24 protein-coding genes are annotated in these 25,908 nt (G+C 46.8%); 12 read left to right on the forward strand and 12 right to left on the reverse strand.

Annotation, left to right across the window (positions count from 1 at the left end):
- Positions 1–33: 33 nt before the first annotated feature.
- The 3 genes from ACEPPX_RS05375 to ACEPPX_RS05385 form a co-directional block, all read right to left on the reverse strand.
- Positions 34–795: an FKBP-type peptidyl-prolyl cis-trans isomerase gene (locus ACEPPX_RS05375; RefSeq protein ID WP_416623228.1), complete on the reverse strand. Its 762-nt coding sequence runs from the start codon at positions 793–795 to the stop codon at positions 34–36.
- 132 nt (positions 796–927) lie between these two features.
- Positions 928–2,388 carry a S41 family peptidase gene (locus tag ACEPPX_RS05380; protein WP_047761307.1) on the reverse strand — a complete coding sequence of 487 codons (1,461 nt, stop codon included), beginning with the start codon at positions 2,386–2,388 and terminating at the stop codon, positions 928–930.
- 136 nt (positions 2,389–2,524) lie between these two features.
- Positions 2,525–3,853: a murein hydrolase activator EnvC family protein gene (locus ACEPPX_RS05385; RefSeq protein WP_416623229.1), complete on the reverse strand. Its 1,329-nt coding sequence runs from the start codon at positions 3,851–3,853 to the stop codon at positions 2,525–2,527.
- A gap of 320 nt (positions 3,854–4,173) precedes the next feature.
- On the opposite strand from ACEPPX_RS05385, the gene ACEPPX_RS05390 reads away from it, so the two are divergent.
- The 3 genes from ACEPPX_RS05390 to ACEPPX_RS05400 all read left to right on the forward strand — a co-directional run bounded on the left by ACEPPX_RS05390 (position 4,174) and on the right by ACEPPX_RS05400 (position 5,893).
- Positions 4,174–4,722 (forward strand): YqgE/AlgH family protein, encoded by a 549-nt coding sequence (locus ACEPPX_RS05390; RefSeq protein ID WP_416623230.1) that lies wholly within the window; start codon positions 4,174–4,176, stop codon positions 4,720–4,722.
- The gene (gene ruvX / locus ACEPPX_RS05395) at positions 4,715–5,176 is read left to right on the forward strand and encodes a Holliday junction resolvase RuvX (protein ID WP_047761310.1); all 462 of its coding nucleotides are present in this window, start codon (positions 4,715–4,717) and stop codon (positions 5,174–5,176) included. The genes ACEPPX_RS05390 and ruvX overlap by 8 nt, the downstream gene beginning before the upstream one ends.
- Positions 5,177–5,455: 279 nt before the next feature.
- Positions 5,456–5,893 carry a GyrI-like domain-containing protein gene (locus tag ACEPPX_RS05400; protein ID WP_416623231.1) on the forward strand — a complete coding sequence of 146 codons (438 nt, stop codon included), beginning with the start codon at positions 5,456–5,458 and terminating at the stop codon, positions 5,891–5,893.
- 609 nt (positions 5,894–6,502) lie between these two features.
- Here the strand turns inward: ACEPPX_RS05400 and ACEPPX_RS05405 are convergent.
- A complete protein-coding gene (locus ACEPPX_RS05405; protein ID WP_047761312.1) occupies positions 6,503–6,871 on the reverse strand; it encodes an Mth938-like domain-containing protein in 369 nt (122 codons plus the stop codon).
- A 116-nt stretch (positions 6,872–6,987) separates the two neighbouring features.
- On the opposite strand from ACEPPX_RS05405, the gene ACEPPX_RS05410 reads away from it, so the two are divergent.
- The 5 genes from ACEPPX_RS05410 (at position 6,988) to ACEPPX_RS05430 (ending at position 11,120) form a co-directional block, all read left to right on the forward strand.
- Complete coding sequence (locus ACEPPX_RS05410) at positions 6,988–8,310, forward strand: homoserine dehydrogenase (protein WP_416623232.1); 1,323 nt, start codon at positions 6,988–6,990, stop codon at positions 8,308–8,310.
- Positions 8,291–8,728, forward strand: coding sequence for a hypothetical protein (locus ACEPPX_RS05415; protein ID WP_047761314.1), 438 nt, complete (start codon positions 8,291–8,293; stop codon positions 8,726–8,728). The genes ACEPPX_RS05410 and ACEPPX_RS05415 overlap by 20 nt, the downstream gene beginning before the upstream one ends.
- A 371-nt stretch (positions 8,729–9,099) precedes the next feature.
- Positions 9,100–10,059 carry a glutathione synthase gene (gene gshB / locus ACEPPX_RS05420; RefSeq protein ID WP_416623233.1) on the forward strand — a complete coding sequence of 320 codons (960 nt, stop codon included), beginning with the start codon at positions 9,100–9,102 and terminating at the stop codon, positions 10,057–10,059.
- Between the two features lie 92 nt (positions 10,060–10,151).
- Positions 10,152–10,556: a diacylglycerol kinase gene (locus ACEPPX_RS05425; protein WP_047761316.1), complete on the forward strand. Its 405-nt coding sequence runs from the start codon at positions 10,152–10,154 to the stop codon at positions 10,554–10,556.
- A gap of 96 nt (positions 10,557–10,652) precedes the next feature.
- A complete protein-coding gene (locus tag ACEPPX_RS05430; protein ID WP_416623234.1) occupies positions 10,653–11,120 on the forward strand; it encodes a copper chaperone PCu(A)C in 468 nt (155 codons plus the stop codon).
- Positions 11,121–11,224: 104 nt separating this feature from the next.
- On the opposite strand, the gene ACEPPX_RS05435 is transcribed toward ACEPPX_RS05430, so the two are convergent.
- From ACEPPX_RS05435 to fghA, 6 genes are all read right to left on the reverse strand, one after another.
- Positions 11,225–11,509: a helix-turn-helix domain-containing protein gene (locus ACEPPX_RS05435; RefSeq protein ID WP_416623235.1), complete on the reverse strand. Its 285-nt coding sequence runs from the start codon at positions 11,507–11,509 to the stop codon at positions 11,225–11,227.
- A 188-nt stretch (positions 11,510–11,697) separates the two neighbouring features.
- Positions 11,698–13,173 (reverse strand): anthranilate synthase component I, encoded by a 1,476-nt coding sequence (gene trpE / locus ACEPPX_RS05440; RefSeq protein ID WP_416623236.1) that lies wholly within the window; start codon positions 13,171–13,173, stop codon positions 11,698–11,700.
- Positions 13,174–13,299: 126 nt separating this feature from the next.
- On the reverse strand, positions 13,300–14,346 hold the full coding sequence (gene recA / locus ACEPPX_RS05445) for a recombinase RecA (RefSeq protein ID WP_416623237.1): 1,047 nt from the start codon (positions 14,344–14,346) through the stop codon (positions 13,300–13,302).
- Positions 14,347–14,701: 355 nt separating this feature from the next.
- A complete protein-coding gene (gene mfd / locus ACEPPX_RS05450) occupies positions 14,702–18,091 on the reverse strand; it encodes a transcription-repair coupling factor (protein WP_416623238.1) in 3,390 nt (1,129 codons plus the stop codon).
- Positions 18,092–18,407: 316 nt separating this feature from the next.
- On the reverse strand, positions 18,408–19,805 hold the full coding sequence (locus ACEPPX_RS05455; protein WP_416623239.1) for a coniferyl aldehyde dehydrogenase: 1,398 nt from the start codon (positions 19,803–19,805) through the stop codon (positions 18,408–18,410).
- A gap of 143 nt (positions 19,806–19,948) precedes the next feature.
- Positions 19,949–20,788, reverse strand: coding sequence for an S-formylglutathione hydrolase (gene fghA / locus ACEPPX_RS05460; RefSeq protein WP_416623240.1), 840 nt, complete (start codon positions 20,786–20,788; stop codon positions 19,949–19,951).
- Positions 20,789–20,984: 196 nt separating this feature from the next.
- On the opposite strand from fghA, the gene recR reads away from it, so the two are divergent.
- The gene (gene recR / locus ACEPPX_RS05465; RefSeq protein ID WP_416623241.1) at positions 20,985–21,590 is read left to right on the forward strand and encodes a recombination mediator RecR; all 606 of its coding nucleotides are present in this window, start codon (positions 20,985–20,987) and stop codon (positions 21,588–21,590) included.
- Between the two features lie 77 nt (positions 21,591–21,667).
- On the opposite strand, the gene ACEPPX_RS05470 is transcribed toward recR, so the two are convergent.
- Positions 21,668–22,963: an N-acetylmuramoyl-L-alanine amidase gene (locus ACEPPX_RS05470; protein ID WP_416623242.1), complete on the reverse strand. Its 1,296-nt coding sequence runs from the start codon at positions 22,961–22,963 to the stop codon at positions 21,668–21,670.
- Entirely contained in the window at positions 22,930–23,421 is a 492-nt protein-coding gene (tsaE, locus tag ACEPPX_RS05475) for a tRNA (adenosine(37)-N6)-threonylcarbamoyltransferase complex ATPase subunit type 1 TsaE (protein ID WP_047761324.1), read from the reverse strand. Before tsaE ends, ACEPPX_RS05470 begins: the two co-directional genes overlap by 34 nt.
- A gap of 428 nt (positions 23,422–23,849) precedes the next feature.
- On the opposite strand from tsaE, the gene murI reads away from it, so the two are divergent.
- The 3 genes from murI (at position 23,850) to ACEPPX_RS05490 (ending at position 25,640) form a co-directional block, all read left to right on the forward strand.
- Positions 23,850–24,656: a glutamate racemase gene (gene murI, locus ACEPPX_RS05480; RefSeq protein WP_416623243.1), complete on the forward strand. Its 807-nt coding sequence runs from the start codon at positions 23,850–23,852 to the stop codon at positions 24,654–24,656.
- Positions 24,657–24,883: 227 nt separating this feature from the next.
- Entirely contained in the window at positions 24,884–25,123 is a 240-nt protein-coding gene (locus ACEPPX_RS05485; RefSeq protein ID WP_416623244.1) for a hypothetical protein, read from the forward strand.
- A 205-nt stretch (positions 25,124–25,328) separates the two neighbouring features.
- The gene (locus tag ACEPPX_RS05490) at positions 25,329–25,640 is read left to right on the forward strand and encodes a hypothetical protein (RefSeq protein WP_416623245.1); all 312 of its coding nucleotides are present in this window, start codon (positions 25,329–25,331) and stop codon (positions 25,638–25,640) included.
- The last annotated feature ends 268 nt before the right edge of the window (positions 25,641–25,908 follow it).

Raw genomic sequence — 25,908 nt, forward strand, 5'->3', positions numbered from 1 at the left:
GTCAGGCGGTTTTATTTAAATAAAGGATACAGATTATTTGTCCGCACCCACTTTAACGAGTTTTACATCAAACACCAAAGTGCTGTTCGGGCCGATTTTGTCGCCCATAGCTTGCTCGCCGTAAGCCAGTTTGGCAGGAATAAAGAACGTATATTCGGCACCTTCTTTCATCAGCTGTACGCCTTCAGTCCAGCCCGGAATCACTTGGTTCAGCGGGAAAGTAACGGGTTTGTCGCCGTGTTGTTTGCTGCTGTCGAATACCGTACCATCAATTAAACGGCCTTCGTATTCAACGCTGACGGTATCGGTTGCTTTAGGTTGGGATCCGTTACCTTCGGTTTTTACGATATATTGCAAGCCTGAGGCAGTAGTTTTAACACCGGGCTTGGTTGCATTTTCTTTCAGGAAGGCTTCGCCTTTGGTTAAATTGGTTTTGGCATCTTCAGCTTGCTTGGCTTGAGCTTTTTGTTGCTGTTCGGCCAAGAATGTCATCATTACTTCTTGTGCTTGTGCTTCGCTCATTTTCGGCTCTTTACCATCGATCATGGTTTGGATGGCTTCGTTAAAGAGCTTGAGATCTACTTCGCTACCTTGATCTTTCATTTGTTTCAGAGTGCGACCGATATCGATACCCATTGCGTAACTGGCTTGTTGGATAGGCGTACCCAAAGATGAACCGGCAGCTTGGGTGCTTGATGCCGCGCTACCTGTCGCAGCTTGGTTTTCTTGTTTGCAGGCTGTTAGCGAAAGGGTGGCGGCAATAATGGCGGCACTGATTTTTAGGGTTTTATTCATATGATTACTTCCTGAAATTTAAAAATGCAAAGAATAATTATAGGCGAAATTTACGTTAATATGGATTAAGGCCGTCTGAAAAATGAAAAGGTATTTCAATTTCAGACGGCCTTTCAGAGGGTGGTTTACTGCTTATTTTTCTTTATCTTCGGTTTCTTTTTTCGGAGCCGGTTTTTTAGCTGCCAACCCTAAAGACTTCTGCCATTGGGCAGGTGATTTAACCAATTCTAATGCTTTACGCAGTTGGTCGTCTTTAGCAGGGTTAGGAATACGGCGGGAGCCGATATCCTCTTCTTTGTCGTTTTTCGCAGATGAGGCGGCCTCTTCTACGGGCGTGCTGTGCTCTAAAGTACGGCCGCTGACTTCATTGCCGCCCAAAGGGTTGCCGATATGGCCGACCAAATCTGCTTCGCGACTCTCGTAAGTACGCTTTTTATCCACCACTTCTACATCGGGCACGATACCTTGGGCTTGGATGGAGCGGTCGTTCGGCGTGTAGTAAAGCGCGGTAGTCAGCTTAACCGCACTGCCGTTAGATAGGGGAAGAACGGTTTGCACCGAACCTTTGCCGAAGCTTTGCGTACCCACGATAACGGCACGTTTATGGTCTTGCAGTGCACCGGCCACGATTTCGGAAGCCGAAGCCGATCCGGAGTTAATCAATACGGTGAGCGGAATAGATTTTAATTCGGCAGGCAAGCCGGCTAAAGGATCTTTGCCTGAAGCCAGCATGTAATCTTCAGGATTTGCTTTTAATTTCATGCCGTCTTTACCGTTGCGGCCTTTGGTGCTGACTACCGCCGCATCTGCGGGAAGGAAGGCGGCGGATACGCCGACTGCTCCGTTGAGCAGACCGCCCGGGTCGTCACGCAAGTCTAAAACCAAACCTTTTAACGGTCCGCCGTTTTGTTTTACCAGTGCTTTGGCGGATTCGTTTAATGCCGGCACGGTACGCTCTTGGAACTGGCTGATTCGGATATAGCCGTAGCCCGGCTCCAGTAAGTGGTGGCGGACACTTTTTACTTTAATAATCGCGCGGGAGAGCTTAACAACGATGGGTTGCGGAGCATCTTTGCGGGAAATGGTCAAGGTGATGGAAGTGCCGGGTTTGCCGCGCATTTGTTTAACAGCTTCGCTGACTGTCATACCACGTGTGGAAGTATCGTTGATTTTAACAATCAAATCTCCGCTTTTGAGGCCGGCACGCTCAGCAGGAGTGTCTTCAATAGGAGCAACAATTTTGATAAAGCCGTCTTCCGCGCCAACTTCCATACCAAGACCGCCGAATTCACCACTGGTGGATTCTTTCAAATCAGCATAGTCTTTTAAGGTCATATATTCGGAATGAGGGTCTAATCCTGCCACCATTCCCTTCATAGCACCTTCGAGTAACTCAGCGTCTGTTTTGTCCTGATAATAATTGGCTTTAATCTGGCCGTATACTTCGGCCATGGTACGGATGGATTGAACCGGCAAAGCTTCTTTATTTTTATCGGCATTGGCGGCATAACTTTGTATGCTGAGGCTCAGAATCACGCCGCTAAAAGCACCGAAAGTGTAGAGGGCGGCTTTTTTTAAAGTAGATTTTCCCATTGGTTTGATACTTTCCTTTTATTTCGGAGAAGGATTCGGAGGGTCCGATACTCAAATTGTACGAACTTTATTTGAATTGACGGTAATCGGCAACTTTATAGAGGGTAAAAAAACGCTAACTGTCCACTTACCGATATTATCTGACCCAAGACAACGGGTTCATGGCTTGTTGGCGGTGGCGTATTTCAAAATATAGCCCCTGTTCACCGCTCGGTAGCGTACCGCTGGTACCGATACGGCTGCCGGCAGAAATACGGCTACCGTTGCCGACGGCTATATTGCTAAGGCCTGAATAAACACTCAGATAGCTGTCGCCGTGATCGATAATGACGATATTGCCGTATCCGCTGAGCGAGCCTGCATAAGCAACCGTGCCTGAAGCGATGCTTTGCACCGGCGCAGGGGCAGTTGCAAAAAATACGCCGCGCCAATTCCCGCCGCTGGGGCGGGCCTGGCCGAACCGGCCGCTGATACTACCGCCTACAGGGCGGCGCAGGCGCCCCTGCATGGTACTGAAGCCGCCTGATACGGTTTGTATTTCAGCCGGCGCTTGTAATGCGCGGTCTTCCGCGGTGAGGGTTGATTGGGGAATAGGGCGTGAAGTGGTTGCGACTGTTTTTTTATCGTTATTTTTAGAATTTGATTGCGCGGTTGCGCGGCCTTTTTTCGCTGCTTCCACCCGCGCTTTATTCGCAGCGGCGATACGCGCTTCGGCAGATTTTTTACGCGCAGCAGCTTCTTGACGGCGCTTTTCGGCATTACGGCGGGCGATATCGGCTAAAAGATTGTTTAGCTTTTGTTCGTCCGCACGCAATTTTGCAATACGTTGGGTTTGGCTGTCTATTTGGGCCGAAAGCCGGCGGCTTTCTTGTTGGGCACTGGAATTATTGCGGTTGAGTTTGCCTAGTGCTGCCTGTTTTTGCGCTTTTAGTTTGTTTAGGCGGGCTACTTCGGCATCAATCGCCGCTTCTTGGCTGCCCAAGGCTTGTTGTTGGCTAATCAAGTCATTGATAACTTTTTGGTTAGCTTCGTTAATATAGCGGGTATATTGTAAATAGCGTGCTTTTTGACCAGGCTCGGCGTTTTTCAAAAACAGCATAACGGCATTGGGTTGGCGGTTTTTATAATGTCCCGCAAGCAGGCGGGATACTTGTGCTTTCGCACCGCTTACTTCTATTTTCAGACGGCCTAATTCGTTTTGCAGTGCTTGCAGTTTTTCCCAAGCGGCACGTTGCTTTTTATTGACTTCATTTAATTCTTGTTGTGCTTTGCTAAGGGCGGCACGGCTTTTTTCCAAGGCTTGTTGGGCGCTTTTTTGTGCCGCTTGTTTTTCACGCAAATCTGCTTGTGCCGCACTGATGGCTTTTTGGATTTCCTGCAAATCTCCGGCCGTTGATTCGGGAGCGGCCGATACGGGCAGGGACAAGCCGATTAGCACGGCAAGCAATAAAGGTTTTAACAACATAAATCAGGCAGTGTGAATAAAAGTAAAAACGGTTTGATTATACTGATTTACCTGAAAATCTGAAAGCATGGGGTGCAAAAGCCGCTTGTATTCTTTTTATAACCGATAAAATGGCAGGTAATGAATCGGAAGTTACCAAACAAATGTTCCGGAAAAATGTGACGAGGCCGTGGAATGGTTTTAAATTGCCAAGAGGAATGTATACCGTGTCAGCGTGAAATTTTCAGACGGCATTTTAGAGAAGGGCTGTTGGCAGTTACTCTTGCAAAAGCAGTATTCTGCCTCTATATTTCGGCGCAAATATAGGAAAATAACGCATTATGAATTTATCTGATCATTTTCTGATAGCCATGCCCTCTATGGAGGATCCTTTCTTTGAAAACAGCGTTGTCTACATCTGCCAACACGACGAACAAGGTGCGATGGGCATGATTATCAACAAACCTTCACCGGTAACTATGGATTTGGTGTTTGCAGCATCTGAACATGAGGTACCGGATCGCTTCAAGCATGAATGGGTGATGATGGGCGGGCCTGTGCAGCTTGACAGGGGGTTTGTCGTACATACGCCTGTCGGTTCATGGCAAAGCAGTTTGCAGGTTAACGAGAATGTGGCCATGACTACGTCACGAGATATTATTGAAAACCTTGCCAAACCGGAGGCGGTTGAGCGTGCGGTGGTAAGTATTGGTTATTCCAGTTGGAGCAAAGGCCAATTGGAGCGCGAGCTTGCGGAAAATGCCTGGCTGACGGTACCTGCCGACAGCCGTATCCTTTTTGAACTGCCTTATAACCAACGTTATGATGCGGCGTTGGCAAAACTGGGGATAAGTGCTACGGTATTAATGAGCGGAGCCGGGCATGCTTAGTGCGAAAAAAGGAACGACTTTGGCATTTGATTTCGGCGAGGCCCGTATCGGTGTGGCGGAGGGAGACGCAGAAGTAGGGATCGTTCATCCTTTGGTTACCGTTAGCGGCGACAGTAATGCGGCCAAGTTTGATGAAATTGCCCGTTTGATTAAAGAATGGCAACCGGTTCAATTGGTAGTAGGACTGCCGACACACAGTGATGGCACCGAGCATGAATTGACACGCTTAAGCCGTAAATTCGGACATCGCCTACATGGTCGTTTCAAGCTGCCTGTATATTGGGTAGATGAGAGGATGAGCTCTCTTTATGCCGAGAGCCTGTTGGCGGAAGCCCAAGTATTTGGCCGCAAACAGAAAGCTGTATTGGATCAGGTGGCCGCCCAGGCGATATTGCAAGGCTTTTTTGAAGGTGGTGCCATTGAATACTTTAATGGTGCGGAACCGGAGGAATAAGTTTGAGAGAAAGTGCGATTGAGGCAGGCTTGAAGGAAACAGGATTTGGCTGAAATCTTACTACTTATCTTTTACTCGAATGGTTTGAATTTCAAAGTAAAAGCCGTCTGAAATTTATTTTCAGACGGCTTTTACTTTTTATAAAATTTAACTGTTGAATCGTTATATTTATTTGTTTTCGCAGTGCATTTAGCTCTTTTCCATTCAATCAACTATAATAAATTTACATCATAGACAATGGTGATTTTTTAATTTAAAGCCACTTTAGGAAGCACAATTATGAATATCATTGGTATTGCCATACGCACGACTAATCAAAATAAACAGGCCGCGCAAGATATGACTGCACTTTGGCAACAGTTTTTTGCGGAACACATTTTGGAAAAAATTCCCAATAAGTTAAACACACATATTGTTTCTATTTATACAGATTACAAAAGTGATTACACGGGTGCTTATACAGCAATTTTAGGCGCAGAAGTCAACAGCCTGGACACCATTCCTGAAGGTATGGTTGGGCGCACATTTCCCGAACAAAAATTTCAAACTTTTCTTGCCAAAGGATGTATGCCCGGTGCAGTTGTAACAACTTGGCAAAGTATTTGGCAGCAAGATGAACAATTAAATCGTGCCTATACTTATGATTATGAACTGTATACTGAACGAGCACAAAGCGGTGAACAATCAGAAGTACCTATTATGATTGCAATCAAATAGGTTGGCATTGATTTGCATGATTGTCCAATACGATGCCGGTAAGTATATTTTAATGGCGAAGTTTTAGGTAGCACTGATAACAATATATATCTGATTAATATACCGGGCTTAAGTAGCGTAATTATTAATAAAACTTAACGGCCGGAAGCAGTTTGCGCGGGGCGGTATTGCTCCGGTTTAGGATTGGTTTTGAAAGCACGCTTGGCGGCTTGGAAAATACTTTGTCGTCTACGATGTTGCATCATTATGCTCCTTTCATTGTCATTGTTTTACCTGTGCGCTCTTAGGCTGCAAATTGTCAGGCTGTCTTATCGGAGAAGTTGGGTTTTGATTTGATAAGACAGCATTTGTATTGATATGTTCCTTATGGTATTTAAAATCAACAAATATCAACGTATTGATTACATAAAAATTATAAATTGTGCATATGACTATATGATGAAAGCGGCAAATGATTTGAAAAATGTTTGGATAGAGGAAATAAGCTTGTGAAGGCTAAACCACAAATTGAAAGGCCGTCTGAAATAATTGTTTCAGACGGCCTCAAGTTAAATACGGTATTGGTTATTCTTTAAGTGTAGCTTGAAATAAACCAAACCAAATCGCCTTTTAAGGCCATAACCATGCCCATACGCGCCGCCCTTCGCTTTGTAAAATCATAATGGTGCGACAGGCTGCTGCGGTCGACATGCTTTCCAAGCCAACTCCTTTAGCTGCTAATGCGGCATTGATTTTAGGATGCAGAAATAGCTGTTTCTCTCCTGTACCGACAATCACCACTTCGGGTAGGGGTGTTGACACATGGTTTAAAAAATCGTTTTCGGTGAGGTCGGCCGGTTGGCGGTTTTCTAAAATTTGTACGCCGTTTTCGGTAAGGATGACGGCTTCGGTATAAACATGGCCGTTTACTTCCAAATGGCCGGAACTATGGGCGGTAATATTATACCCGCCGCTTTGGCGGTTTTCTTCGATCAGCATGGCGGTAGTCCGTAAAATCAGGTGCAAAAACAGATAAATTCGGGTAGGATAAAGCCCTTTTATTTTAGAGCAATAATACGTATCCATACTAACACACAACGGCTTAAGGAGACACGATGAAGCCTATCAATATCGGTATTTTGGGTTTGGGAACAGTCGGTAGCGGCGCTGTCGGCGTTTTGCGCAATAATGCAGCAGAAATCAGCCGCCGTTTGGGCCGTGATGTGAATGTATTGATGGTAGCTACGCGCAGCGAAGAAAAAGCCCGTGCGGTGTGTACGCCTGAAACAAAGGTGACGGCAGACCCTTTTGATGTGATTAAACACCCTGAAATCGATATTGTGGTGGAGTTGTTCGGCGGAACCGATATTGCCAAAGATTTGGTCTTGCAGGCGATTGAAAACGGCAAGCATGTGGTAACCGCCAATAAAAAGCTTTTGGCCGAGTACGGCAATGAAATTTTTGCTTTGGCCGAACAGAAAAACGTGATGGTGAACTTTGAAGCCGCCGTGGCAGGCGGTATTCCGATTATTAAAGCTTTACGTGAAGGTTTGTCGGCTAATAACATCCGAACGATTGCAGGTATCATCAACGGTACAAGCAATTTTATTCTCAGCGAAATGCGCGAAAAAGGCAGCGATTTTGCCGATGTATTGAAACAGGCTCAAGCGCTGGGTTATGCCGAAGCTGATCCTACTTTTGATATTGAGGGACATGACGCAGGTCATAAAATTACCATCATGAGCGCATTGGCTTTCGGCACGCCGGTCAATTTCAATGCTTGCTATCTGGAAGGTATCAGCAAACTGGATAGCCGTGATATCAAATATGCCGAAGAGTTGGGTTATCGTGTGAAGCTGTTGGGTATTACCCGTAAAAGTGAAAAAGGTATTGAATTGCGGGTACATCCGACCTTAATCCCCGAATCCCGTCTTTTAGCCAATGTAAACGGCGTAATGAATGCCGTGCGCGTAGATGCCGACATGGTTGGCGAAACTCTGTATTATGGTCCGGGCGCAGGTTCATTACCGACAGCCAGCGCCGTTGTGGCGGATATTATTGATATCAGTCGTTTGATTACCGCCGATTCGGGTAACCGCGTACCGTACTTGGCCTTCCAAGCCAGCGAAGTGAAAGCACAAAGAATGCTGGATATGGATGAAATCATCAGCAGCTATTACTTGCGTGTTGAAGCAGACGATAAACCAGGTGTGCTAGGACAAATTGCTAATTTGTTGGCAAAAGAAAACGTATCCATCGAAGCATTGATTCAAAAAGGTGTTATCGATAAAACCAATGCCGAAATCGTTATCTTGACCCACAGCACCATTGAAAAACAAATTAAAAACGCCATTGCCGAAATCGAGGCTTTGGACAGTGTAAATACGCCCGTTGTAATGATCCGCATGGAGAGCCTGCATGACAAACGAGGCGAATAATTCCAAAAATACCGAAAATACCGAAGAGCAGCGCCGTAAGGCTAAAGCTAAAATCCGTACCATACGCATTTGGTTTTGGGTAATACTCGGCTTGCTTGCAGGTACGTTTTTCTTATCACAATGTGCTATGTCCAAGCCGCGTGCCAAGCAAGCGATTTACGAATCGTGTGTAAAAAATATTCCATTTTCCGAAAAGTGGCAGGCTGATTTGAAACAACATGGGCTTGCCGATGAAAAAGGCCGTTTAGTTACCCAATATTGTGCCTGTATGTGGGATGAACCACTGGATAAGCTGACTGAAAAGCAGTTGCGATCGTTTGGTAAGATCAGCCCGCAAGAGCAGTTGGAGTTATTGGGCGGAGCTTCTGCTTTTGAAGCACGAGACCGCCAGTGTATTGCAGGTTTGGGTACTGAATAAACATACGATTATATAAAATGCCGTCTGAAAAATCGGTTCAGACGGCATTTTTTATGTTTTGCCAAGTTATGAGGTTGTTTAAGCATGATTTAAGGTATCGAAATTAAAATTTGAGTCATGGATTTGCTATAAATTACATAGAGTAAAATGATATTTCGCAAACGGATATTTTACTACTATGTAGTTTAATAGGTTGGCTCAAATAAATGGGTATAGAAAATTCTTTTTTATTACATGATATTGCTGCCTTAATTAATAATAAATGATATCTATTGATGTATATATGGCAATTTACGGGTGGATAAACAGTGTATTTATTTCGCTTTGAAAGCGGAGTATGATAATACGATTAATTACTCGGGAAGTGCGCTATGAAAGTATTGTTTATTGCCGATCCGATGGCCGGTTTCAAAACCTATAAAGATACTACTTACGCCATGATGCGTGAAATGGCTAAGCGGGAATGGCAGCTTTACCATACCCTCAGCAGCGAATTATCAATACACAGCGGTATTGTGAAGGCTCGGGCGGCTTCCTTTGAGTTTATCGGTGCCCAAAATGATCACGACAAAGCTTGGTTTTTAACAGAAGAGGTGCAAGAAAGCGCATTAAAAGATTTTGATGCGGTGATTATGCGCACTGATCCTCCTTTTGATATGCAGTATCTTTATAGCACCCAGCTGCTTACACTTGCAGAGGCACAAGGAGCAAAGGTTTTTAATAGCGGTCAGGCGATGCGCGATTTCAATGAGAAATTGGCTATTTTGAATTTCAGCCGTTTTACTGCTCCGACGTTAGTTACCACACGTAGTGCGGATGTGCGTGCTTTTCTAGCCGAACACGGTGATATTATCGTAAAACCTTTAGATGGTATGGGCGGTATGGGTATTTTCAGGCTTACACAGGCTGATCCCAATATCGGCAGTATTTTGGAAACACTAATGCAGCTAGATAGCCGTACCATTATGGCACAACGTTATATCCCTGAAATTGTGCACGGAGACAAGAGGATTTTAGTAATTAACGGCGAAGTCGTTCCGTTTGCATTGGCACGGATTCCGCAAAACGGTGAAACACGCGGTAATTTGGCTGCCGGAGGGCGCGGTGTGGCACAAAAACTCAGTGATCAGGATAAGAAAATTGCCGAAACACTGGCTCCGGAACTAAAACGGCGCGGAATTTTATTGGCCGGATTGGATGTTATCGGCGATAATCTAACTGAGGTGAATGTAACTAGCCCGACGGGTTTCCAAGAAATTATGAAGCAGAAAGATTTCGATGTAGCCGCAATGTTCGCCGATGCAGTAGAATCGGCATCCAAAACCGTGTAGGCCGTCTGAAAACAGTTTTCTCATTATAATTATTTTATCTGTCGCTTTTCTTATAAATAAAGAAGCAATAGTTACAGAAGAAAGCAGGAATTATGTCTGAACAAGATTATGCCGAACAGCTGAAAGGTAAGCGAGGTTTCCGCCGTATTGTGAATGCCGCAGGCTATTCTCGAGACGGTTTGACTGCTGCTTACCGTTATGAAAGTGCCTTCCGTCAGTTGGTGTGGCTAAACGGTATATTGATTATTTTGGCTTTTATATTGGATTTCGGCCCGGCCAGCCGTATGATTTTAGTCGGTGCATCCTTTTTGTCGTTGATTGTCGAGCTTTTGAATACTGCTATTGAGGCGGCTGTCGACCATACGTCTACAGCAAAGAATGAATTGGCTAAACGCGCCAAAGATGCCGGATCTGCCGCACAAATGTTGAGCATGACGTTAATGGCTATTTTATGGCTGATGGCTTTATGGCGGGAATACGGTTTTAATATTTTTTAAACCTTTTAGGCTGCAAGATTTTATAAAAGTAGTTACAATGCTTTTTTAGTATATGTCCGTAAAGGGCAATGGTAAGTAACCCGAAAGGAAACCACCATGAAAAAATTATTAGCGGCATTGGCTTTAGCCGGCATGTTTCAAACAACCTCTGCAGCGGGCATCGAAATCGATGATGCTTGGTCACGCACTACCGTACAAGGTATGAGTATGGGAGGTGTATTTATGGATATTGAAAACGATGGTAAAACTGATGATGTGTTAACTGGTGGCAGTACCCCCGTAGCTGAAAAAGTAGAGATACATACCCATGTAAACGATAACGGTGTTATGCGTATGCGTGAAGTTGAGGGTGGTTTGGCTTTGCCTAAAGGCGGTGAAGTGAAATTAAAACCGGGTGGCTATCATGTTATGTTGATGGGGCTTAAGGCACCTTTACAGGCAGGGCAAAAGTTTCCGCTTACTTTGAACTTTAAAAATGCCAAATCGCAAACTGTAACGGTAGAAGTAAAAAATCTGGCTGCGAGCCAAAATACCCAGAAGCAACATGGGGCACATCATCATTGATATCATCTTTTAGAGATAAGTAAATATAAAAACATGCCGTCTGAAAATTTTCAGACGGCATGTTTTTATATGGTTTGAATGAAATAGCCCGGCATTTATACTTATCAAATATTCTGACTCATCATGGCCAAGCGTGCTTGGGGCGGCAGTAGCAATTCATATGCGGGGATTCCTAAGGCATTTGCCATTTTCTCTATATTTGATAAGGCAATATTCCAACGTTTGCGTTCTATTGCCGAAACATAAGTCCGATCAAGCCCGCATTGTCTGGCCAGCTCTTCTTGTGACCATCCTTTATTTACACGAAATAAACGTATATTGTAGGCTAAAACAGCGCGTAAGTCGTTTTCATCGGGTAGCTCGGCAGGGATTGTCAGTTTGTTGGCCATAGTAGTTTAATCTCTATATGTATTGTTTGCTTTAACGGATTTTACTTCACATATAGGCAAATGAGAAGTGCGATTTGAATGAAAATTTGTTCTAAGAAAGTAAGGGAAGTATAAACATGCAAACGATAACAAGGCCGCCTGAAGTTTTTCAGACGGCCTTGATGATTGATAAAAACAGCTTGCCTTGGTTATTTATCCAAACCGTTTTGCACCATTTGGGCCGCTCTCAAAACGGCACGGGCTTTATTTTGGGTTTCCTGCCATTCAGCTTCTTCATCCGAATCAGCCACGATGCCGCCGCCACTTTGTACAAATAGGGTTTGATCTTTAATCACTGCCGTACGGATGGCGATGGCTAAATCCATATCATTGTTGAAGCTCCAGCAACCGACCGCCCCTCCGTAGATACAACGTTTGGCAGGCTCAAGCTCTTCGATGATTTCGAGGGCGCGTACTTTTGGGGCACCGGATAATGTACCGGCCGGAAAGGTTGCAGCCAAAACATCCATATTAGAAATGCCGGGCTTGAGTGTGCCTTCTACATTGGAAACAATGTGCATCACATGAGAATAACGCTCTACAACCATTTTTTCGGTTACGTTGACTTTACCGGTTTGGCTGACGCGTCCGACATCGTTACGCCCCAAATCAATCAGCATAACATGTTCGGCAATTTCTTTAGCATCACTGAGCAAATCTTGCTCTAATGCCGCATCCTCTGCGGGAGTTTTGCCGCGCAGGCGCGTACCGGCAATCGGACGGACAACAATTTGATTGCGTTCGCGTCTTACCAAAATTTCAGGAGAGGAACCGACAATATGGAAATTACCGAAATCGTAATAAAACATATAGGGTGACGGATTGAGCGTACGCAGTGCGCGGTAAAGACTGAGGGGGTTATCAGTATATTTCAACTTCATCCGCTGGCTGGGTACGACTTGCATACAGTCGCCGTTTAAAATGTATTCGCGGATTTTACGAACATAGCTTTTGTATAATTCTTCGCCTATTTCATGCTCCGGATTGGCGGCTGTGCTACCCAAAGAAAGAGGAATGGCACAGGTTTGCCGTAATTCAATACGCAGGCTTTCCAAGCGTTCGCGCGCTTTTTGATAACTTTCGGGTTGGGAAGGATCTGCATAAACAATCAGGTATATTTTTCCGCTTAGGTTATCGACAACAGCCAGTTCTTCGGAAAGCATCAGCAATATATCGGGCGTACCAATGGTGTCGGGTTTATTATTTTGGCGGAAACGATGAGCGAAGTGCTCGAAGTGGTATATGGTTTCATAACCGAAATAGCCAACCAAACCGCCGGTAAAGCGCGGCAGCCCCGGAATCTCCGGTGTTTTAAAACGATTGTGAAAGGCTTCGATAAAGTGAAGAGGATTACCTTCGTAATGCTCAATTGCCTCACCGTCTCGATAAACTTCAACTTGTTTGCCGGAGGCTTTCAGGTAAGTACGGCAGGGCAAACCGATAAAAGAGTAGCGGCCGAAACGTTCGCCGCCTACGACAGATTCCAATAAGTAAGTGTAAGGGCGGTTGGCAAGTTTGAGGTAAAGTGAAAGCGGGGTATCAAGATCGGCCAAAAGCTCTTGTACCAGAGGAATACGGTTGTAACCGGCTTCGGCCTGTTGTTGGAACTGTTGCAGCGTAATCATGTTTCAAACAGCCTGATGTAATGTAAATTTATCTTGGCGAGTATAGCAGTTTTTAGATAAAAGTTGGAAAAAGGCCGTCTGAAAATCATGTTTCAGACGGCTAGGGGTAGTTAGGTAAACCTGATGTTATTCTTCGGGCATCTCGCCGTCCGTATCATCCAGCTTACCTTCCGTAATTTCCATATCAACGCCTACGGCAGAGCGGATTTTCGCATCAATTTCGTTGGCGATTTCAGGGTTTTCCTTCAACCAAATACGTACGTTATCTTTGCCTTGGCCGATTTTTTGGCCGTTGTAGCTATACCATGCGCCTGATTTTTCAATAATATTGTGTTTTACACCGATATCGATCAATTCACCTTCCCAGCTTACGCCTTCGCCATACAGAATATCGAATTCAGCTTGGCGGAAAGGGGGAGCGACTTTATTTTTGATAACTTTTACTTTGGTTTCGTTACCAATAACGTCTTCACCTTTTTTAATTTGGCCGGTACGGCGGATATCCAAGCGGACGGATGAATAGAATTTCAACGCATTACCGCCGGTAGTCGTTTCGGGGCTGCCGAACATTACGCCGATTTTCATACGGATTTGGTTGATGAAAACAACTAAGGTATTGGTTTTTTTGATATGACCGGTGAGCTTGCGTAAGGCTTGGCTCATCAGCCGGGCTTGCAAGCCGACGTGGCTATCGCCCATTTCGCCTTCGATTTCTGCTTTGGGTACCAATGCGGCAACAGAGTCGACCACAACCATATCCACACCACCGGAGCGAACCAGCATATCGCAGATTTCCAGCGCCTGCTCACCGGTATCAGGTTGGGATACGAGAAGGTCTTCTACTTTTACCCCGAGTTTTCGGGCATAAATCGGGTCGAATGCGTTTTCTGCGTCAATAAACGCACAGACGCCGCCGTTTTTTTGGCACTGTGCGATTGTTTCCAAGCAAAGAGTGGTTTTACCTGAAGATTCGGGGCCGTAAATTTCTACGATACGGCCTCTGGGCAGGCCGCCTACGCCGAGAGCCAAATCCAATCCGAGCGAACCGGTGGAGATGACTTCGAGATTTTCATCTTTGTGGCTGCCGTCCATTTTCATAATGGAACCTTTGCCGAAGCTTTTTTCAATTTGTGCAAGGGCGGCGGCTAGTGCTTTACTTTTTTCGTCTGACATATTGGCTCTCGTTGGGGTTAAATATTTTCTTATTTATTATCTCATAAAATAAGAAAAAGTATACAAAAAATTTACTTTTGTTTTATTTTGATGAAATTTTCAAATCGCTTTGGTTGCATATTATCCGCTTTAAAATAAAAAACAGCGATATTGTCAAGCCGCATATTTATATGCGACTGTATATCCAATGCTTGATTTTCTGCGTTCGGCCGATATTTGTAAAGTTGCTTTTCGGTCTTTATCCGCTTAAGCCGTCTGAAAAATTAACCGATTATTATGGGAAGTAATTTTTCAGACGGCTTACTATTTTAGGTAAGGCAAACTGCCTGTGTGATTGTACGGGGGATAATATGCTTTATTTTCCTTGCAGTTTCTTCAAAACGGTTTTTACGGTTTGGATGCGTGTATCAATATTGTCCATGACTGCTTCTACCCGTAGTTTGTCTTGCCCGGCAAGACGGTAGTTTTTATTGTTTTGGATCAGTAGGATGATTTCCGTAGGATCAATAGTGTGGTTTTTGCCGAAGGTGAGGGTTAAGGCATCGCTGTTTGCATCAATGGCATCAATACCGAGGGCTTTGGCTTCAAGGCGTAGGCGGTGGCTTTCGAGTAGGGTTTTAACAGGTTGCTCGGGGAGTCCGAAACGGTCGACAAGCTCTTCGTGTATGGTGTTGATACAGGCTTGGTTATCACAAGCAGCCAAGCGTTTGTAGAGTACGAGGCGTTCATGGATGTCCGGACAGTAGCTTTCGGGCAGTAGTGCGGGGCTATGCAGTTTGATATCGGTGGTTACGCCGAGAGGGGCGTCCAAATCAGGTACGCGGCCTTTTCTAAGATCACGCACGGCTTGTTTGAGCATTTCGGTGTATAGGGTAAAGCCAACTTGCATCATTTCACCGCTTTGCCCTTCGCCGAGAATTTCGCCGGCACCCCTAATTTCGAGGTCTTGCATGGCTAGGGTAAATCCGGCTCCGAGTTCGTCGGCAGCAGCAATGGCATCTAAGCGTTTTTCGGCGTCTTTGGTGATGTATTCGGGTGTGAGCAGGTAGGCATAAGCCTGGTGATGGCTGCGTCCTACGCGTCCGCGTAATTGGTGTAGCTGTGCCAGGCCGAATTTGTCGGCGCGGTTAATAATGATGGTGTTGGCATTGGGTATGTCGATACCTGTTTCGATAATGGTGGAACAGAGCAGGATATTGAAACGTTGTTGCAGGAAGTCGCGCATGACTTGTTCCAGTTCGCGTTCCCTTAATTGTCCGTGAGCAACGCCGATGCGGGCTTCGGGTAGGAGTTCGGCGAGGCGCTCGTGCATGTTCTCTATGGTGTCGACTTCATTATGTAAGAAGAAAACCTGTCCTCCGCGTTTGAGTTCGCGCAATACGGCTTCGCGCACGGTGGCCTCGCTGAAGGGTTTGACAAAGGTTTTGACGGCGAGGCGGCGGCTGGGTGCGGTGGTAATCAGCGAAAAGTCACGCAAGCCGTCCAAAGCCATACTGAGGGTGCGCGGAATCGGGGTGGCAGTCAGGGTAAGTATGTCGACATTGGCACGCAAGCGTTTGAGCTGTTCTTTTTGGCGGACGCCAAAACGGTGCTCTTCGTCAATAATAACCAAGCCCAGGTTTTTAAATTCGATATCGGGCTGAACGAGTTTGTGGGTGCCGATAACGATGTCGACTGTTCCATCGGCCATGCCTTGCAAGGTTTCTTTGGTGGCTTTGCTTGTGTTGAAACGGGATAGTTGGGCAACTTTTACTGGAAAATCGGCAAAGCGGTCGGCAAAATTTTGCGCGTGTTGTTCGACGAGTAGCGTGGTGGGGGCGAGCACTGCCACTTGTTTGCCACCCATCACGGCAACAAAAGCGGCGCGCAGTGCCACTTCGGTTTTACCAAAGCCGACATCTCCGCACACCAGCCTGTCCATCGGTTTGCCTTGGGTAAGGTCTTTCAATACGGCGGCGATGGCAGCGGCCTGGTCTTCGGTTTCTTCATAACCGAAGCCGTCTGCAAAAGCTTGGTAATCGACTTCATTCAGTTCGAATTTATGACCCTCTTGCGCGGCTCTTTGTGCATAAAGGTTGAGCAGTTCGGCCGCGGTATCACGGGCTTTTTCGGCAGCTTTGCGTTTGGCTTTACTCCAGCTGCCGCTGCCCAGTTTGTGCAGTTGTACGTTTTCGGCGGAGTGTCCGGCATAGCGGCTGATTAGGTGCAATTGGGATACGGGAACATACAATTGTGCTTCATCGGCATATTCCAGCAACATCATTTCACTGTTGCCTTCTCCCAAATCCATATTGACTAAGCCCATGTAGCGGCCAATGCCGTGATCTTCGTGTACAACGGGGTCGCCGATATTGATCTCGGCCAGGTCACGTAAAAGGCCGTCTGAAACGGCGGTGTGTTTTCGGCGCCGGTGATTGCTGCGTGCTACATATTGATATAGAGCGGACTCGGTAATCACCGCTATCTTTTTATCGGGCAAGCAGAAACCGAAAGACAGCGGGGCAACGGTGAGCATCAGTTCCGCACTATCGGAAAGGAAGCTTTGCCAATCGGCGGCGAGTTTGATTTTAAGACCGTGCTGCTGCATAAAACCAAGCATGGTTTCCCGCCGCCCAAGGCTTTCGGCACATAAGAGAATACGGCCGTCGAATCTGGCTTGAAAATCTTTTAAAGCTTCAAGAGGCATATCTGCCTGGCGGTTTACCGCGACGTTGGGCAGAGTATGGGTAGGGCTGTCGATATCGGGTTGGATTTGAGGGTAGGTTTTCAGACGGCTGGAAAACTCGTTATCACTGAGATACAAATGCCGTGGATGCAAAGGCGGATAAGTTTCGTCGCCTTGTGCCATGGTAAACCGTGTTTTTACATCTTTCCAAAACCGTGTGGCTGCCGCATGTACATCGCCGATACAAACAACAATGGCTTCTTCTCCTGCATAATCAAACAGGTTGGCACACTCTTGTTCGAAAAAAAGCGGCAGGTAGTATTCGACGCCCGCACCGAAATGGCCTTTGCTGACACTTTTATAAACCGCTGCTTCCGAAGGATCGCCCTCGATTTCTTCGCGGAAACGGGTACGGAAGATTTTTTGCGCTTCGTTATCGGTTGGGAATTCATGAGCAGGCAGTAGGCGGATTTCGCTTACGGGAGAAATCGTGCGCTGGCTGTCGGGATCGAAGGTTTTGATGCTGTCGATTTCATCATCAAACAAATCCAAGCGGTAGGGCATTTCGCTGCCCATTGGAAACAGGTCGACTATACCGCCGCGTACGGCAAATTCGCCGCTTGCAACCACATTGCTCACACTGTTGTAACCTGCTTCGACCAAATTTTCACGCAAGGCGTTGATATCGAGTGTTTGTCCGGTTTTCAGCCAAAAGGTGCGCGCGCTCATAAACGATGCGGGAGCAAGTTTCTGCATGGCGGTGGCAACCGGTACGAATAAAACATCGGCTTGACCGTTTTTCAACTGCCATAATGCCGCCAACCTTTCCGAAACCAAATCTTGGTGCGGTGAAAAGCGTTCGTAAGGAAGGGTTTCCCAGTCGGGTAAGAATACGCATATATCATGGGGTTTGAAGAAACGCCATGCCGCTTGGAGCCGCAAAGCCTGTTCCGTATCTTGGGTAAGAATGATTTTTAACGGCTTACCCGGTAGGTTTTGTGTGAGATATAAGGGCAGGCTGCCACGGGAAAGACCGGGCCAGAAGGTTTTTTGAGCGGGAGCGGGAACGGTGTAATTCATAAATAGCAGTGAAGGCGTATTGTAGGTGCCGTTTAGATATATTTTCAGACGGCCTCGATTGCAATAAAGTTGTATTTTAACAGTTTTCTTTTGTATCGAAAGCTGGCGGAATGTTGGCGGCTAATGAGCGGCACAGCTTGGTGTAAAGTAGGGCCGGATGGGGGCGTTTTAAAGGCAGACATTCGGGCAATTTTTCATCGGGCAATGCCGGCATAGCAAAATGAATCTAAGATATATTGCAATGCCGTCTGAAAATATTTAAAAGCATTTGATGTCCGGTTCGGATTTGCATCGACTATGTAAGCCTGATTCAGAATCAGCCGCGCTTCAATATTTTCAACAATATTTCCAGCCATTTGCCATAAGGCGGGGCAAGCCAAGAGGCGGTGTTGGCTTTGGCTTGGTAAAAAACAGGCTTGAGATGTGAAAACGTATCAAAACCGGTTTGTCCATGATACGCGCCGATACCCGAAGCACCGATTCCGCCGAAGGGTAAGTTTTCTTGGGCGGCATGAAAAATCGTGTCATTCACAGAAACTCCACCGGATACGCTTTGGCGTAATACGTTTTCGATTTCTCCCTTGTTTTGCCCGAAAACATACAGTGCCAAAGGCCGTGGGCGGGAGCGGATATATGATAGCGCATGACTGGGTGTTTCATAAGTCACCAGCGGCAGTAGCGGGCCGAATATTTCCTCTTGCATGAGTGCGGTTGTATCGGGGGCATTTCTGATCAGATGCGGCGGCAGACAATTGCTGTTTGCGGATACCGTACCCAATGCCTCGATTTCCGCACCGGCGGCTTGGGCTTCGGCAAGCATGGCTTTCAGACGGCCGGTTTGTTTTTCATTGATGATGTGGGTGTAATCGGGATTGTTTTCATAATCGGGATAGTGCTGCCGTACCCAATGGCGTGCTAGAAGGGTAAATTCATCAACGCGGTTTGGCGGCAGTAAAACATAATCGGGAGCGATACAGGTTTGCCCGGCGTTGAGTAGTTTTCCCGCCATAATGCGCGCGACAGCGTGAGGTAAGTCGGCATCGGGCAGCACCAATGCCGGTGATTTGCCGCCTAATTCGAGCGTGACCGGCGTGAGATTTTCAGCGGCGGCCTGCATAACTTTTCTGCCGATTTCTGTTGAGCCGGTAAATAGCAAATGATCGAAAGGCAGGGAACAAAACGCAGCGGCAGTGTCAGCCCCGCCGTTGATAACGGCAACTTCATCTTCTGCAAAATATTGCGGTACGGTTTCTGCAAGCCATTGGGCAAAAGCGGGAGCAAATTCGGATGTTTTAATCATAACGCGGTTGCCTGCCGCCAGTGCGCCGACCAACGGTCCGGTGGTAAGAAACAACGGATAATTCCAAGGAGCGACTATGCCGATAATACCCAAAGGCTGTGGAATAATTCGGTTACGGGCAGGCCAAAACCACCAGTCTGTAGCAACTTTCCGCGGCTTCATCCAACGACGGCCGTGTTTGAGAGCATGACGGATAGCAGCCAGAGTAGGAAAAACCTCCAATAGAGCGGTTTCGTACCGGCTGCGGTTGCCGAAGTCTGTACAGATAACTTTAACCAACGCGGCTTCGTTGTCCCGCACCATGTGTTCCAGCCGTTGCAACCTTTGGGCACGCAAAGCCCAAGCTACATCGGTTTGCATCCGTGAGGCTTGGAAAATTTCGTTGAAGCGTTTTTGTAAATCGTTATTATTCATTTTATTTTATAAGGTTTGCGATACTTCAGACGGCCCGCAGTATCCAAACATCATTTCAGCTCCACCGTATCTATTATGGTTTGCGGCCTATTTTGATTTGGTATAAGCCGCTTATTGCGAAACAGGCCGTCTGAAATTACCGCTTACAAACCCAAGGCATCGGCATGGAATTCGATATGCGTACCGATAAAGCTGGCTACAAAGTAGTAGCTGTGGTCGTAGCCGGGGCGGAGGTTATATTGAACGTGGAAGCGGTTGGCACGAGCGGCGGCTATAAATTTTTCCGGTTGTAATTCATGCGGATAAAATTCATCGGCATCGCCTTGATCAATCAGTATCGGCAGCGGGTGTGCGCAGCGTTTAACAAGTGCCGTACTGTCGTAGGCCAGCCAATTTTCAGTTTGGCCGCCCAAATAAGCTGAGAATGCTTGCTGTCCCCAAGGTGTTTCACTCGGATTGACGATCGGTGCGAATGCCGATACGGCGGCATAGCGCGTGGGATTTTTTAGTGCGATTTGCAGGGCACCGTGTCCGCCCATGCTATGACCGGAGATACTGCGTTGGTCGCTGACGGGAAATTCGGTTTCAATCAGGGCCGGCAGCTCGTGCGTAATATAGTCGTACATTTGATAGTGTGCGACCCAAGGTTTTTTGGTGGCATTCACATAAAACCCCGCGCCTTGCCCCAAATCATAACGGTCGTCATCAGCAATATCGCTGCCCCTCGGAGAAGTGTCGGGTATAACCAAAGCCATTCCCCATTGTGCCGCATAGCGTTGCGCCCCGGATTTGGTTGAGAAATTTGCATCGGTACAGGTTAGCCCTGAAAGCCAGTAGAGAACGGGAACGCGGTAACCTTGCAATGCTTGCGGCGGCAGGTAAATGGAGAAAGTCATCTCACAGCCGTTTGCATTCGAATAATGACGGTGACGCTCATGGTGGCCATTGAACATTTTATGGCGGCTAAGCAAAGTAGTAGGCATAACGGGACTTTCATGAAAATAAAAATGGCTGTTGTGCCGTATTGAAAGAATACAGAGGCGGAACGGCCTGATGATTATAAAAGTTTTTTTACTTTTTCGGGAAAAGATCAGCCGGTATGGGCCTGTTTTTGCAGCGGTGCGGCCGCACGCCAACGAGGTTATAATATGCTACTTTTTATTTGCTTGTTTGAAGTCTATGCAGAAACCTACCGATGCTTTTAACCGCCTGATTGATGCCTTGAAAATATTACCCAATGTCGGCCCGAAATCGGCACAACGTATGGCATACCAACTTTTGCAGCACAACCGGAGCGGTGCGGCCGAATTGGTTGAAGCGTTGCAATATGCCTTGAAACAAGTACGCCATTGCGCCGGTTGCAATACGTTTTGCGAACATGAATATTGCGATATATGCGCCGATGAAAAACGCGACCACCGCCGTTTGATGATTGTGCATATGCCGGCGGATGTGGCGAGTATGGAGGCGGCGCATTGTCACGACGGCTTGTATTTTGTATTGATGGGACAGGTTAACCCCGTGCAAGGGATGGATTTGAGCCATATTGCATTAGAGCGGCTGGTAGAGCGGCTGAAGGAAAGCGAAACCGAAGAAATCATTATCGCCACCAATTTTACAGCCGAAGGCGATGCGACCGCCTATATATTGTCGGAGCTGTTTAAAAACCTGCCGTATAAAGTAAGCCGTTTGGCACGCGGGATGCCTTTGGGTGGCGAACTGGAATATGTGGATGCGGGTACGTTGGCGCAAGCGGTATATGAGCGGCGTTTGTTGAAAGAATAATACCGGTTTAGAGGTAAATTCATTGAAAAGGCCGTCTGAAAATATGTTTTCAGACGGCCTTTGGGTTTGTTGTGACTTTAGCGTCGTGCCAATACGGCGTTGCTTAGATAACTGCGAATGCCTTGGGCGATTGCATTTGCACTTTGCTGGCGGAATGAGGCGCTGGCCAATAGTTTTTCTTCGGTAGGGTTTGATAGGAAAGCCGTTTCTACCAAAATAGAGGGAATATCCGGGGCGCGCAAAACGGCGAAGTTGGCTTGGTCAACGTAACCTTTATGCAGTTTGTTGAGCTTGCCCAGCTCGTCCAACACCCTGCGGCCGAGTACTAAGCTGTCTTTGATTGTAGCCGTTTGGGTCATATCAAGCAGAGCGCTGTCGACTTGTTTGTTTCCCACTTTTTGTACGCCGCCGATTAAGTCGGCATTATTTTGCGTTTGCTCGAGAAAGCGGGCGGCCGCACTGGTCGCGCCGCGTGTGCTGAGCGCATAAACGCCTGTGCCGCGTGCCGAAGGGCTGGTAAAAGCATCGGCATGGATAGACACGAAAATATCCGCTTTAAGTGATCGGGCTTTGGCGACACGCACGCCTAATGGGATGAAAACATCTTCATTACGCGTCATATAGGTTTGGTAGCCCATAGCGTCCAATCGTTTTTTGGTTTCGCGGGCAATTGCCAAGACAACGTTTTTTTCACGTAGGCCGCTGGGGCCGATAGCGCCCGGATCTTCGCCGCCATGACCGGGATCAAGCACGATAATCGGTTTGCGGTTACTGCGGCGGGTATCCGTAGGCGGCGGAGTGTCGACAATAGCGGGTTGGCGGTCTTGGACAGGGGGGACGGTGCCGCCGCTACCCGTGCCGTCGCTGCGGATGCGGCCTTGCGTATAGTCTTCGAGCAGCGCCATTAAAGGATCGTTTGCTTCGGCGGCAGCCGCTACGGCAGCAGATGGGTAAAGGTCGATAACCAAGCGGTTTCGGAAATTAGCGATCGGTGCCAGAGTAAATACTTGCGGGTTGACCGTTTGTTTCAAATCAATCACAACCCGTACGGTAGTCGCGGTATTTTGTCCAACCCGTATGTTGGCGATATAAGGGTCGCTTTTTTGAACTTTGGTATTGATGCTTTGCAATACATTGTTTAATGTCGAACCCTCGATATCCACTACCAAACGGGACGGGTTACTTAGGGTGAAGTGCTTGTATTTGAGCGCTTGGGAGGCTTCGAGCGTGATACGGGTGTAGGCGTTGGCAGGCCAGATGCGGACAGCTACAAACTCAGGAGCGGCTTTTGCCAGTGCGCCTAATGGTGTAACTGTGAACAACAAGCCGGCGGCACTGCTTAAAACGCGGCGGCGGGTAATTGGTTTGACCATACTTCTAAACTTTTTCTGCCGATATCGGTATGTGCGGTTAGGGTGAGGGAGCGGCCGTCGCCTGAGCGTTTGAGGGCGGCGGTAAGGTCGGCAGGCGGTACGAAACCTTCTGCCTGTTGCGGCCATTCGATGAGGCATATGCTGCGGTTGTCGAATAATTCATCTAAACCGGCATCATCCCATTCTTCGGGGCTGCCAAAGCGGTAGAGATCGAAATGATGAAGGGTAAACCGCTCAAGCGGATAAGATTCGACCAATGTATAGGTAGGGCTTTTAACTGCGCCTTGATGGCCGAGTCCGCGTAATAGGCCGCGGGTAAAGGTAGTTTTGCCGGCACCGAGATCACCATCCAGATAAATCACCAGAGGCGCCGTCAGGCCGGGCGCCAAGCTGCCGCCCAGAGCCAAAGTGGCCGCCTCGTCGGTCAGGTAGTGTGTTATCGGAGTGGATGCTGTCATGGTATGTGCCTTGCCGGGCAACCCCGGTAAATATTTCGGAACAAACGCTAATTATGCGGTAATTGTAACGGTTTGCAAACCTTGTAAATCGCTAAATTTGTTTAAATAGACTAAAAAATACCTGATTTTTCATGATTCGGTCATATTTTAGCGGCTAAAACTATTGTTTGCTTTGTTTTGCGCCCGCAGTGGCGGCGTTTGTTTCGGGTATTCGGAAACGGGAGTACAATACGATGCCTTAGGGGGATAAGCTTCATGCCGTCTGAAAAATAAGATGGCAGGCTTTTGCCAGATATTGATTGTTTGGGAAGCATTTGGTTTCATAACATTGGATTTTTAGCTTTTCCATTAGGCTGGATAATGATGCGAGCTTCTTGAATAATTGTTGTAATGTAAAACACTTTTTAATCGGATATTTTGGTTGAGTAATGAATAATAAGCAGCGTCCTATCGGTGTGTTTGATTCTGGCGTGGGCGGCCTTACCAATGTGCGTGCATTGATGGAGCGTTTGCCGATGGAGAATATCGTTTATTTCGGTGATACGGCCCGTGTGCCATATGGTGTGAAGTCCCGTTCCACGATTGAATCTTTTACCGCTCAAATTGTTGATTTTCTTTTGCAAAATGATGTTAAGGCCTTGGTGATCGCCTGTAATACCATTGCTGCCGTTGCAGGTCAGAAGGTGCGGACAATGGCGGGTAACATGCCGGTATTGGATGTGATTACGGCGGGGGCTGAGGCAGCGCTCAATACTACGCAAACCAACTATATCGGCGTTATTGCGACAAGCACTACGGTAAACAGCAACGCATATGCCCGTGCTATTCACAGCCGCAATGCCGATACGCGGGTGCAGTCGCAAGCGGCGCCTTTGTTGGTGCCTCTGGTAGAAGAAGGTTGGCTTGACCATGAGGTAACGAGGTTAACGGTACGCGAATATCTCAAACCTCTGTTGGCAGAAGATATTGATACGCTGGTGTTGGGTTGCACGCATTATCCATTATTGAAACCCCTTATCCGTAGGGAAGCACCCGGTATTGCATTGGTGGATTCCGCCATCACAACAGCCGAAGCGACCGCACGTGCATTGGCTGAAGCAGACTTGCTTAATACCGATAACCCGGCGCCCGATTACCGTTTCTATGTTAGTGATATCCCCTTGCGCTTCCGAACTATAGGCGAGCGTTTTTTAGGCCGCAGCATGGAGCAGATTGAAATGGTTTCATTGGGTTGATACGCCTCGCCGAGAAATTATTTTTCAGACGGCCTTCCGGTTTGACGGAAGGCTGTTTTCTTTTGTAAATTAAGTGTTTGAATAAGATTAAGGATTCGAATTGTAAGAGGTATTTGTTGCTTACGTTAGAAATAATTTGAACTTTTTACTCTAGAGCCTTTCTGAAAGATACATGTTAACAAAACATGTCGTTTCTCAAATTTTAAATGAAGAGAGGATTTTTAGTTATGAAAAAAATCGCCGTATCCTTATCAGTATTGGCTTTGGTTGGCGTTGCTGTAGCCGCTCCTACTATCCAAGTGCAAACCGAATCGGCACAACCGGCTGTTCAAAGTGCTTCTGCTGCTTCGCCAGCTGATGTTCTGAATGGTCAAAATTTGCAAACCGAAGCTTCTGCCGCTGATGCTTCTGGTGCGGCTTCTTCAGTAGAAGCACCTGCAGAAGGTGCTTCGGTTTCCGCCAATTAATAGAAATTCACAAAAACCGCCAGAAATATTCGATTTCGGGCGGTTTTTTTATTAAAACATGCAAGTGAGAAATTTTTTAGACAATTATGCGGTTGATTTTTTACAAGTGCATAACGGCTGTTAACCCTGATCGGTCTATGATTCGTTCCAACACGGCAGGGCAATATGCACCGCGGTGCTTTCACTAAATATTAGGAGTATCACCATGAAAAAATTCACCACTTTTGTTTCTTTATTGTTTGTTTCCGCAGGTCTCATGGCCGCACCGATGAAACAGCCTGTGCCGCAAGATGCGCCCAACGGCAAACAGCCGGTTGCCCAGCAGTTAAATAAGCAAGCTCCTAAAAAGCATGGGGCAAAAGAAGCGCATGGTAAGAAAAAAGAACATCATCAAAAAGAAGCCCGCCACGGCAAAAAAGAGCATGGAAAAGAACATGGCAAACAAGAGATGAAAGAGCAGCGCGCCAAACACCAAGGGGCGGCTAAAGAACCCGTTTCTTTAAAACCTGCCAACTAAATAGAAAAATTAGGAAGCAATCGGAAATTGAGGTTCTCGGATAACCCATTTTTCAACCGGGCTTAAATATACGCGATCTGAATAACAAATCTTGAGAGGCCGTCTGAAAAAATTTCAGACGGCCTGCTTATTGGTATAGAAATATTCAGCAGACAGAGAAACCCATTTATTTCATTCCATGAATTTACAGGGTTTTTTGTTTTGTGATTTGGATGCTATCAGTTAGAATAAGCACCAATTTTTCACTTTCAGACGGCCTCATTCCAAC

It is taken from the genome of Neisseria sp. S1 (assembly GCF_048060015.1).
GTDB lineage: Bacteria > Pseudomonadota > Gammaproteobacteria > Burkholderiales > Neisseriaceae > Neisseria > Neisseria arctica.

Coding starts and splice junctions, on each gene's coding strand:
- ACEPPX_RS05375 (WP_416623228.1), bottom strand. CDS start 795: ATGAATAAAACCCTAAAAATCAGTGCCGCCATTATTGCCGCCACCCTT.
- ACEPPX_RS05380 (WP_047761307.1), bottom strand. CDS start 2,388: ATGGGAAAATCTACTTTAAAAAAAGCCGCCCTCTACACTTTCGGTGCT.
- ACEPPX_RS05385 (WP_416623229.1), bottom strand. CDS start 3,853: ATGTTGTTAAAACCTTTATTGCTTGCCGTGCTAATCGGCTTGTCCCTG.
- ACEPPX_RS05390 (WP_416623230.1), top strand. CDS start 4,174: ATGAATTTATCTGATCATTTTCTGATAGCCATGCCCTCTATGGAGGAT.
- ruvX (WP_047761310.1), top strand. CDS start 4,715: ATGCTTAGTGCGAAAAAAGGAACGACTTTGGCATTTGATTTCGGCGAG.
- ACEPPX_RS05400 (WP_416623231.1), top strand. CDS start 5,456: ATGAATATCATTGGTATTGCCATACGCACGACTAATCAAAATAAACAG.
- ACEPPX_RS05405 (WP_047761312.1), bottom strand. CDS start 6,871: ATGCTGATCGAAGAAAACCGCCAAAGCGGCGGGTATAATATTACCGCC.
- ACEPPX_RS05410 (WP_416623232.1), top strand. CDS start 6,988: ATGAAGCCTATCAATATCGGTATTTTGGGTTTGGGAACAGTCGGTAGC.
- ACEPPX_RS05415 (WP_047761314.1), top strand. CDS start 8,291: ATGACAAACGAGGCGAATAATTCCAAAAATACCGAAAATACCGAAGAG.
- gshB (WP_416623233.1), top strand. CDS start 9,100: ATGAAAGTATTGTTTATTGCCGATCCGATGGCCGGTTTCAAAACCTAT.
- ACEPPX_RS05425 (WP_047761316.1), top strand. CDS start 10,152: ATGTCTGAACAAGATTATGCCGAACAGCTGAAAGGTAAGCGAGGTTTC.
- ACEPPX_RS05430 (WP_416623234.1), top strand. CDS start 10,653: ATGAAAAAATTATTAGCGGCATTGGCTTTAGCCGGCATGTTTCAAACA.
- ACEPPX_RS05435 (WP_416623235.1), bottom strand. CDS start 11,509: ATGGCCAACAAACTGACAATCCCTGCCGAGCTACCCGATGAAAACGAC.
- trpE (WP_416623236.1), bottom strand. CDS start 13,173: ATGATTACGCTGCAACAGTTCCAACAACAGGCCGAAGCCGGTTACAAC.
- recA (WP_416623237.1), bottom strand. CDS start 14,346: ATGTCAGACGAAAAAAGTAAAGCACTAGCCGCCGCCCTTGCACAAATT.
- mfd (WP_416623238.1), bottom strand. CDS start 18,091: ATGAATTACACCGTTCCCGCTCCCGCTCAAAAAACCTTCTGGCCCGGT.
- ACEPPX_RS05455 (WP_416623239.1), bottom strand. CDS start 19,805: ATGAATAATAACGATTTACAAAAACGCTTCAACGAAATTTTCCAAGCC.
- fghA (WP_416623240.1), bottom strand. CDS start 20,788: ATGCCTACTACTTTGCTTAGCCGCCATAAAATGTTCAATGGCCACCAT.
- recR (WP_416623241.1), top strand. CDS start 20,985: ATGCAGAAACCTACCGATGCTTTTAACCGCCTGATTGATGCCTTGAAA.
- ACEPPX_RS05470 (WP_416623242.1), bottom strand. CDS start 22,963: ATGGTCAAACCAATTACCCGCCGCCGCGTTTTAAGCAGTGCCGCCGGC.
- tsaE (WP_047761324.1), bottom strand. CDS start 23,421: ATGACAGCATCCACTCCGATAACACACTACCTGACCGACGAGGCGGCC.
- murI (WP_416623243.1), top strand. CDS start 23,850: ATGAATAATAAGCAGCGTCCTATCGGTGTGTTTGATTCTGGCGTGGGC.
- ACEPPX_RS05485 (WP_416623244.1), top strand. CDS start 24,884: ATGAAAAAAATCGCCGTATCCTTATCAGTATTGGCTTTGGTTGGCGTT.
- ACEPPX_RS05490 (WP_416623245.1), top strand. CDS start 25,329: ATGAAAAAATTCACCACTTTTGTTTCTTTATTGTTTGTTTCCGCAGGT.